The organism is Streptomyces sp. NPDC057474 (assembly GCF_042802555.1).
GTDB lineage: Bacteria > Actinomycetota > Actinomycetes > Streptomycetales > Streptomycetaceae > Streptomyces.
Map to the genome: position 1 here is coordinate 1 of NZ_JBHVDX010000322.1, position 8212 is coordinate 8212.

Sequence of the window (8212 nt, forward strand, 5' to 3'; positions counted from 1 at the left end):
GGGCCCGTCAGCTTGCTGACGGGCCCTCATGCAAGATCGAGGTTAGGGAGAGCCTTAAGAAATGACGGCCTGAGCAAGATGCATGATGTGGGTGGACCCCACGCCAGAAGTCGCCCGCACTTGGCCGGACTTACTTGAGAGCCAACGCTGCCATTTCTTCAGGCGGTAAATATCGTAATCGCTCTTTCCGGGAATCTGGGGCATAACGTTTTTCGGAATGCGTGGAGGGGAGATTGGTGATCGACGACTCGCTACAAGGCGGGTGCAGCAAAGGGGAGTTGAACCCCGTATGGCAAATCCGCAGGATGTCGGCGACCTGCTGGAGCGGAAGATCGATGTCTGCTTCGGTCACGTGGACGTGGACGGCGACGGGGTGTTCGAGGAAGCGGATGTCATGGCGCTTGCGGCGCGGATGATCGCGTACCAGAACGTCCCGTTCGACGCGCCGGAGGCGCAGGCACTGTTCCGCAGCTTCCAGGAGTTCGTACGGAACATCGCCCGGGAGCTCGACCTGACCAGTGGGCAGATCAGCCCGGAGCAGTGGCGCAAGGGCATGATCGGCAGGTTCGGGGAGAACCCGGCGCTGTTCGACAAGGTGTTCCGGCCGCTGGCGGCGGCCATCTGGCGCCTGTGCGACCGTGACGGTGACGGGAAGGTCGACGCCGAGGAATTCCTCTGTTTCCAGAAGGCCGTCGGCAGCTCGCCGGAGAACCGGCAGATCGCTTTCGAGCGGCTCGACCTGAACGGTGACGGTTCGCTGTCGGTCGAGGAAATCCTGTCCGCCTACAAGGACTACTACACCAGCCGGGACCCGCACGCCCCGGGCAACTGGCTGTACGGGGATGTCTGGGACGCCGACATCTGGGACGGGACCAAGGTCAAGCTCTGACGGCTGAGGGGCGCGAGGGGGAGTGATGATGGTTCGAGCGTTCGAAGCTGAACTCGTCCGGTGCTCGACTGCGGTCCTGAGCCACAGAACGCTCGAACCGTTCCTCGACGCGGCTTTCACGGCATACGACGCGTGCACACCCAGCGCACCACCGTCGTGCTTCGCGATCCTGGTCGGCACGCTCGACAAGGACCGGGCCGTCGTGCGCCGGGTCGAACTTGCCCGCAGCGTCCGTTCCACGGACCAGGTGGCGGCGCAGGAGTTCGCGGCGGAGATCGTGCCGCGGGTCGGGGCGGCCTACGACAACATCCACCGCGGGTTCTGGTGCGACTCGAAGGACCTGCTGCGCATCCACCGGCATGCCGACGAGCAGGGGCTGGACATCATCGGCTCCATCCACCTGCACCCCGACTGGCACCGCCTGGGCCCGCCCGCCGAGCAGGGGTTGCGCATCAGCGAAGCACCCACCCCCATGGACGTCTACATGTTCGGCGCCACGCACTGGCCGCTCAACATGATCTGTTACGTCGAGCGGGTGGACCAGCTCCTTTGCTACACGCTCGGCGCATGGGGCCCGCCTGACGGTACGCACACGCCGCGGTGCCCACCGCTTCACATCCAGTTCTGCACCGACTGACTCAGAGAGACGACGTGTGAGCGACGACGAGATCCGAACGGTCTTCGCCACGATGGCGGCAGCCTGGGCGCGATCCGATGCGAAGGAATTCGCGGAGGTCTTCACCGAGGACGCCGACTTCACATCCGTGCGCGGCGACCACGTCGACGGCAGCGCACAGATCGCCCTGGCGCACGCACGGCTCTTCACCACCCAGTACGCCGGCACCCGCCTCGAGCCGACCGTCCACCGCATCAGTCGGCCCCGGCCGGACATCGCCATCGCCCACGTGGACAACAGGCTGCTGCGCGCGGACGGAACCGCCCTGCGCCGTATGCATGCACAGGCTGTTCTGGAGTACCAGAGCGACGGCTGGAAGATCCTTTCCTTCATCAACATGGTGCCGCTACCCGCCCAAAGTTGAGGAGAATCGTCATGCCCAGGCCCAGACTGCGCCACCTGGCGCTCTACGCCCGCCACCCGGACAAGCTCGCGATGTTCTACCAGGAACACTTCGCCATGGAAGTCATCCACAGCGACCCGGACGGCAACCACTTCCTCAGCGACGGCTACCTCACCCTTGCCCTGCTCAAGCACCAGATGGCAGGCGAGGCCCCCTTGGGAATGAACCACTTCGGCTTCCAGATCGATGATCTGCCCGCCACCTGCGCCGCTCTCGCCCACGCTGACGTCGACGAACCCCAACCCCGGTCCTCACCGCGCCCGTTCGCCGAATACCGCGCCACCGACCCCGAGGGCAACTGGTTCGACCTGTCCGAACACGGCTACGGGGTTCCGTAGCGGACGAGCTCGGGTGACCGCGCGGGAGATGGCTCGGCGTCGGACCGCACGACGGTCCAAGGTCAGGACCCAGCGCCCTACACGGTTCCGGCTCGCCCACACCCGCGCCCAGTCCAACCCGGCGTCCTTGCCGCCTGGCATCCGCGCGGGTGGCCTAAAGGGGCAAGCGGCTACACGGCCTCACGGTGTTTCTGTCCCGGGGAAAGGGGATCGCCGGTGCCGGGAAAGTCACTCGACCGTGTGACAGGGCGGCTATGTCACCGGTGTCCGGGGCGGTGAGGACATAGGTTCGAACCCTGGCCGTGTACGTGACACTTCTGGAGGAATTGTGGCCGTCGACATCCAGGACTTCTTCAACTCCCATCTGCCGGAGGTCTTCGCAACGAAGGCAGAGGAGATGAAGGCGTGGGGTGTGCGCTATCAGATCTCCATTACCGGTGAGGGCGGCGGGGACTGGTTCGTCGACGCCTCCAGCTCCGGACCGAAGGTAATCCCAGGCGTCGGGGACAACCCCGACGTCACGATCGTCATCGCCGCCGAGGACTTCAGGGCGATGCATGCCGACCCGAAGGCAGGCGTGCAGCTGTTCTTCACCGGGCAGCTGAAGATCACCGGCGACCAGATGAAGGCGATGCGCTTCCCGGAGCTCGTGAAGCTGTAACCCCGCCCACCGGGCTGCCGCATCCCCCGGGGTGGGAGAAGCCGGCCGAGCCCGGCCGGCTCCCCCATGCGGGGGGAGGGGATCCGCCGGGGTACGGCGGATCCCCCTCCCCGCTACCCGCAGTACACGCAGTGGAGCTGGCGGAGCCGAGCTCGCGGCCGGCCTTGCGCTGGGCAGCGGACAGGAACGGCATGACGGCGAGGGACAGAGCGGCGATGACGATGCCGGGGATGGAGCGTTCGGCCTCGCCGGTGCCGGTCAGGGCGCGGGACGGCGTCGACAGTGACGTAGGTGGCGAGCGCGAAGAACGAGACGGCGATGATCTGCAGGGCGGTCTTCTCGCGGGCCTCGCGCACGTGGTGCTCGGAGGCGGAAAACTGCCAGGCGCCCGCGGCGGCGGAGGAGACCTCGATGATGGAGCCCCGCCGAAGCCGATCAGTGCGGTGGAGGAGGCGAGGGTGCCGGCAGTGAGGGCGACGATCGCCTCGACGACGTTGCCCCGCCACCGCCGGCAGTCCCGACACAACCACAGCGTTCCTCGCCGCACTCACCGGCCGCTGGCACCGCAACGCCCGCAAGCCCGCCCCCCGGCGCCCCAAGACTGCGCGCCTACCAGCACCGCGCTGTGGCCGCCAGCCTCGCGCTCCTCGGCTACCGCCTGAGCTGAAAGCGCAGCCGTCTCGCTCTCGTGTCAGTGGCTGGTCGCCCCCGTGTCAGTGACGTGGGCCTCTCGCGTCAGCAGAGGCCCAGGCGTCAGCCCACCCACCCGATGTCACGGACCTCGATCGCCCCGGCGTGCGGCATGAACTGGATCCAGCTTCTCTGCACCAAGTCAAGCCAGGCGAACCTCAAAAGCGGAGGCCGAGCAGACGAGGGAACTCTGGTGTCATCGAAGACCAAGGTCGATCGAAGGCAGCATTGATCATCATCTCGGCTGTAAGACAGTGGCCTGGCGTGCGCGACAAGCTGCTCACCAGGATCGCGGCCAAGTCCACCGCCTGATCACGCAGCTGCCTGCACCTGGGACATCGACGAGCGGTTGTCGCTCCTTCATCTCACCAGCGTGGGGTGCTGGTGGCGAGCAGTTCCTGCAGGAGTTCAACGATGAGATCGGGCTGTCCTACGAACGGGGAGTGGCCCGTTTGCCACTCGCGCGCGCCGGTGCAGCGCGAGGCCATCTTCCGCTGCAGGCCGGGGTCGATGGCCCGGTCCTGTGCGCAGACGACATAGGTGGAGGGTGCGTGCTTCCAGCTGTGGCGCTCTGGGACGCCTCGCCCGCAGCCGGAGGCTTGCGCACGCAGCAGGCCAACTGCCCAGGTGGCGAGTGGTTCGGGACAGTCGCCGTAGAGGGTGCCGGCAGCCCGGTCGGGGTGCAGGCTGGTCGAGCCGTCGGGCTCAGGGTTGATCGCTTTTTGAAGCTGCGGGGACGCGCCACCCAGAGTGGCCGCGCTCTCGCCGACATCCGGCACGAAGGCCGCCAGATAGACCAGATGTCCGGCCCCGCGCACCCCGGTGATCACTGACCCGCCGTAGGAGTGACCGAGCACAATCGGAGGCTCCGGTAGCGAGTTGATGACAGCCTGGACCGCGGCTGTGTCAGCGGGCAATGAGCCCCGGTGGAGCTCGGGAACGACGACCTCGGTTCCTGTGGTCCACAAGCGTTCTGCCACCAGGGAGAAGTGGTCGGGACGGTGATACAGGCCATGAACGAGCACCACGGCGGGCAATGCGCACGTCTCCTCGGGTCGGTGTCAGACGAGTGATCCAAGGCCGGTCAGCCGTATCGCTGCAGCAGTCCGTCCACGTACGCCTCCAGCCGTTCTGCCAGCACCTCGGACGTCAGATCGTCCCGCCCCAGGTCACGCCACGGCCCGGCCAGCTTCGCTGCGTCGGGGCAGTAGTGCAGGGCGTCGAGCAGCCGCCAGTACAGGTGGTCGGGGTCGTCGGCGAGGGCGCGGCCGCCGTGTGCCTCGTACCGCTTGTGGAAGTCCAGCCCGTACGCCGGCCCGTGCAGCAGCGCGAGCGCGGTCGAGCAGTGCGCCACGTCCAGGTCGGCAGGTCCCCACGAGGTCTCGACCCAGTCGACGACGCCGCTGATCCGCAGCCCCGGTCCGGCTCCCGTGAAGAGCACGTTCCCGGGGTGGAAATCGCGGTGCAGAAAGCAGCCCTCGTACGGCGGCGGGTCGCGGCGGATCAGGTCCACAGCCCGCTCCCACAGGGGGCCGTCCGGAGTGCGGACGCGCTCCGGGGACGTCCACGCCTGGTACGTGCGCGGTCTTTCGGCCGGTACGACGCCGTGGACGCGGGCGAGCTGGGCCGCGAGCAGGTCCAGGCGCCGGTCGAGGTCGTCCTCGTCCACGAGGACGCGGCCCGGCAGCGCGGACATCAACAGGGTCGGGTGATCGCAGTGTTCGGCCGTGGCGTCCACAGCGACGAACCCGGGCGCCGGGATGCCTTCCTGCCCGGCGAGCATCGCCAGGACGTCCGCCTCGCGGGCCAGCAGCCCGGGCCCGTGGCGGCGGAAGAACGGCCTCACGAAGGTCCGTTGGACCAGGTCCGTGCCGTCGTCGAGCGTGAGCCGGCGCATCTGGGAGCTCCAGCCGCCGGACAGGAGGCGCAAATCGGTGACCGAGCGGCCGTGGCCGAGCTGCTTGGCCACCCACGAGCGTGTGCCCGTCCAGCCACGGTCGTCGAGGCCGGTCAGTACCGCCTCCACGAACTCCCGCCGGTCGTCGCCATGATCGCGGAACCACATTCCCAGCTGGTGCTGCGCGTCTGGAAGGTCGAACCGCGTGTACTGGGCGCGCGCGGTCAGCGCGTCCTGTACGGCCTCGGTCACCGCGGGCGGGATCACCGCGTCGGTACCCGGCACGGCGAGCACTGCCCGGCCCTCGTACGCCCGCAGCACCTGAAGCGCGGTGGCCTCTCGCCAGCTGCCCGGCTGCCGGATGATCCCGCTGAACTGGCCGTTCCCGTCCTCGAAGAGCACGTCCCACGCCTTGGCGGTGTACACGGCAGGCGCGCACAGCCCCAGCGCCGCCACCCGATCCCCGTAGTGCGCGACAAGATCCGCCACCGTCTGCCCGCTCATGCTGAACCCCACCAGGACCAGTGGCCCGTCCGCCCCCGCGTACGCGTCGATCACCGCGACGGCCTGCTCGAACCGTCGCCGCAGGCTTAACTCACTGAGCTTTCCAGTGCTTTCGCCGTGCCCGGAGAAGTCGAAGGCGACCCCTCGACAGCCGTGGGCCACGAACTCCCGCACCAGCGGAAGCAGTCGCTCCGTGCTGCTGGTGCCCGCGCCATGCAGCACCACGGCGGTGATCCCGGAAGGATCACCGCCGTACACACCGCTGAGCCGTTCACCGTCGTGGTCGTGCGTGAAGTCGAAGAGCATGCCCCCTATTCACTCACGCCGTGGCCATCGTCTGTCGGGAGTGTCACCGCCGACGTCCCGCCCCGGTCGTTATCCGTTCGGGGACGGGACGGTTGGGATGCCGAGGGCGACGGGGGCTCGGTGCGTAAGGCGGGCCGCATCGGCCTGCTTGGCACGGACGAAGGTCAGGGTCAGGTCGATGCCCTCGATCTCACCGAGCCACTGCTCCTCCTCCGCTCGCTTGCGGCGGAGGATCAGGTCCTTCTCGATCTCAGCGAGTCGCGGCAGCATCTTCGGGTTGACCTGCAACATCGGGCATCGGATGCAGGCTTCTCTGAACTTGCGCCGGTGAGGTGATCGAGTCAGGAGCGCCCGTGTTCGCGATTGAGTTCGTGGTAGCCGCGAAAGTCGAAGAAGCGCAGACCGTCGATCACTGCTCCAGACAGGACTTCCGGCAGGGTCCAAGGGTGGGGGGTGTAATCGTCCGTTGCCACGCCTCCATGCTCAAGCAGCAGCGCGATCATCTGGTGAACCTCTGCGGTGCCGTCGATCCGCCCGGAGATGTCGATCTGCACCGCCCAAGTGGGGTGGTGTCCGATGGCCGCTTCGAGGATCGCCACATCCTCGGGATCCCAGTCGGAAAAGAGGTAGCCGGTCTGCTCATCGTCGATGTCGATGTAGAGGATGCCGTCCAGAACCCACGGATCGCGCTGCTCGGGCAGATGCCGATCGAGCGAGGCGACGGCGTCGGCTCGCTCACCTGTGGGAAACACGAAGACGGTTCGCATGGGTTGGAGCGTAGGCAGTTCAGCTTCGTGGCGACCATGGATTTCAGGGACGGTGCTGGTCCGTCGATGTAGTGGTGGTGTGGTTGGCGATGTCGGCGAAGGCCGGCATGCCGAGGTCGACGGCGGAGGATCGGCGGGCTGCTTCGGCATCGAGCTGGTCCAGCTTGCCCTGCGCGCCAGCGAGGCTGACCTGGAGGCCCTCGACTTCGCCTAGCCATCCTTCCCGCTCCGCCTCGACGATCCGGGCGATCAGGTTGTCGCGGATGTCGGTCAACCGTGGCCGTTGGGCTGGATCAGGCCGGAGGAGCGAGCATCTGACACAAGCGTGCTCATGGATGCAGGGGGATCCGAAGGCGCGTGCGCAGGTGCCGATGGACACCTTCCGCTTCTCGAAGTGGGCGAGGAATGAGTCCCACTCCTCCTCTGTCGGGATCCGGTACTCCTCGCCAGGGCGGGAGGCCCGTCGGCGGGCGATGAAAGCCCGGTGGGCCTCGATCGTCTCGGCAGGGTAGACCGCCTTGTATCCGATCGTGGTGTCGATGCTCTTGTGACCGCAGATGACCTGGGCAATATGCGGGGGCAGTCCGTTCATGATGGCATCGGTGACGAAGATCCTTCGAAAGTCGTGGGGAGAGAAGGACAGTGCTTCACCTTCGGCGTTGGTCAGCCCGGTCTGGGCCAGCGCGTTGATCAGCAGCTTGCGAATCGCGGTCGGTGTGAAAGCGCGGTGCTCGGAGCCGATGCCGCGCTGGAACAGCAGCGGCATCGGCGGGTTCCAGACCTTCTCGCGGACGTCGTAGGCGGCCACGAGCGGAACCATCCCGCCGGGGCCGCGCAGTCGACTGATGATGGCGCTGAGGACGTCGGCGAGTTCTGGGCTGACCAGCAGGAGTCGCTCGGTATCGGTCTTGGACGGGGCGATCTGCAGCAGCGGCACGACCTCGCCGGTGGACGGGAGCCGGTACTGGGTGACGCTGTGGTGCGTAAGACCGACCGGCAATAGGCGGCTGCTGTAGGCCCAGCCGGCGGGGTCGATGCAGTGCGGGCACGGGTCCACGTGATCATGGAGTTCTCTACGCTC

At 67.2% G+C, this 8212-nt stretch carries 10 protein-coding genes and 1 pseudogene; 5 read left to right on the forward strand and 6 right to left on the reverse strand.

All coding sequences use genetic code 11. The features are described 5' to 3' along the window. The first annotated feature begins 289 nt into the window (after nucleotides 1-289). The 5 genes from ACFU53_RS44305 to ACFU53_RS44325 all read left to right on the forward strand — a co-directional run bounded on the left by ACFU53_RS44305 (nucleotide 290) and on the right by ACFU53_RS44325 (nucleotide 2967). Nucleotides 290-889 (forward strand): EF-hand domain-containing protein, encoded by a 600-nt coding sequence (locus tag ACFU53_RS44305; protein ID WP_384005588.1) that lies wholly within the window; start codon nucleotides 290-292, stop codon nucleotides 887-889. Between the two features lie 25 nt (nucleotides 890-914). Next, the gene (locus ACFU53_RS44310) at nucleotides 915-1526 is read left to right on the forward strand and encodes a hypothetical protein (RefSeq protein WP_384005590.1); all 612 of its coding nucleotides are present in this window, start codon (nucleotides 915-917) and stop codon (nucleotides 1524-1526) included. 16 nt (nucleotides 1527-1542) lie between these two features. Beyond that, complete coding sequence (locus ACFU53_RS44315) at nucleotides 1543-1929, forward strand: SgcJ/EcaC family oxidoreductase (protein ID WP_384005592.1); 387 nt, start codon at nucleotides 1543-1545, stop codon at nucleotides 1927-1929. An 11-nt stretch (nucleotides 1930-1940) separates the two neighbouring features. Next, on the forward strand, nucleotides 1941-2306 hold the full coding sequence (locus tag ACFU53_RS44320) for a VOC family protein (RefSeq protein ID WP_384005593.1): 366 nt from the start codon (nucleotides 1941-1943) through the stop codon (nucleotides 2304-2306). 328 nt (nucleotides 2307-2634) lie between these two features. Beyond that, nucleotides 2635-2967, forward strand: coding sequence for an SCP2 sterol-binding domain-containing protein (locus ACFU53_RS44325; protein ID WP_384005595.1), 333 nt, complete (start codon nucleotides 2635-2637; stop codon nucleotides 2965-2967). Nucleotides 2968-3094: 127 nt separating this feature from the next. On the opposite strand, the pseudogene ACFU53_RS44330 reads toward ACFU53_RS44325, so the two are convergent. The 6 genes and pseudogenes from ACFU53_RS44330 to ACFU53_RS44355 all read right to left on the reverse strand — a co-directional run. Then, nucleotides 3095-3463 (reverse strand): annotated as a pseudogene (locus ACFU53_RS44330) (cation transporter); the annotation flags it as partial. A gap of 559 nt (nucleotides 3464-4022) precedes the next feature. After that, nucleotides 4023-4694 (reverse strand): alpha/beta fold hydrolase, encoded by a 672-nt coding sequence (locus ACFU53_RS44335; RefSeq protein ID WP_384005597.1) that lies wholly within the window; start codon nucleotides 4692-4694, stop codon nucleotides 4023-4025. A gap of 47 nt (nucleotides 4695-4741) precedes the next feature. Next, the gene (locus ACFU53_RS44340; RefSeq protein ID WP_384005598.1) at nucleotides 4742-6364 is read right to left on the reverse strand and encodes an alpha/beta fold hydrolase; all 1623 of its coding nucleotides are present in this window, start codon (nucleotides 6362-6364) and stop codon (nucleotides 4742-4744) included. Between the two features lie 69 nt (nucleotides 6365-6433). Beyond that, nucleotides 6434-6655, reverse strand: a complete 222-nt coding sequence (locus ACFU53_RS44345) for a recombinase (protein ID WP_384005600.1) — start codon at nucleotides 6653-6655, stop codon at nucleotides 6434-6436. Nucleotides 6656-6705: 50 nt separating this feature from the next. After that, on the reverse strand, nucleotides 6706-7131 hold the full coding sequence (locus tag ACFU53_RS44350) for a hypothetical protein (protein ID WP_384005602.1): 426 nt from the start codon (nucleotides 7129-7131) through the stop codon (nucleotides 6706-6708). A gap of 43 nt (nucleotides 7132-7174) precedes the next feature. Further along, the coding region (locus tag ACFU53_RS44355) for a tyrosine-type recombinase/integrase (protein ID WP_384005604.1) at nucleotides 7175-8212 on the reverse strand (1038 nt) is incomplete at its 5' end.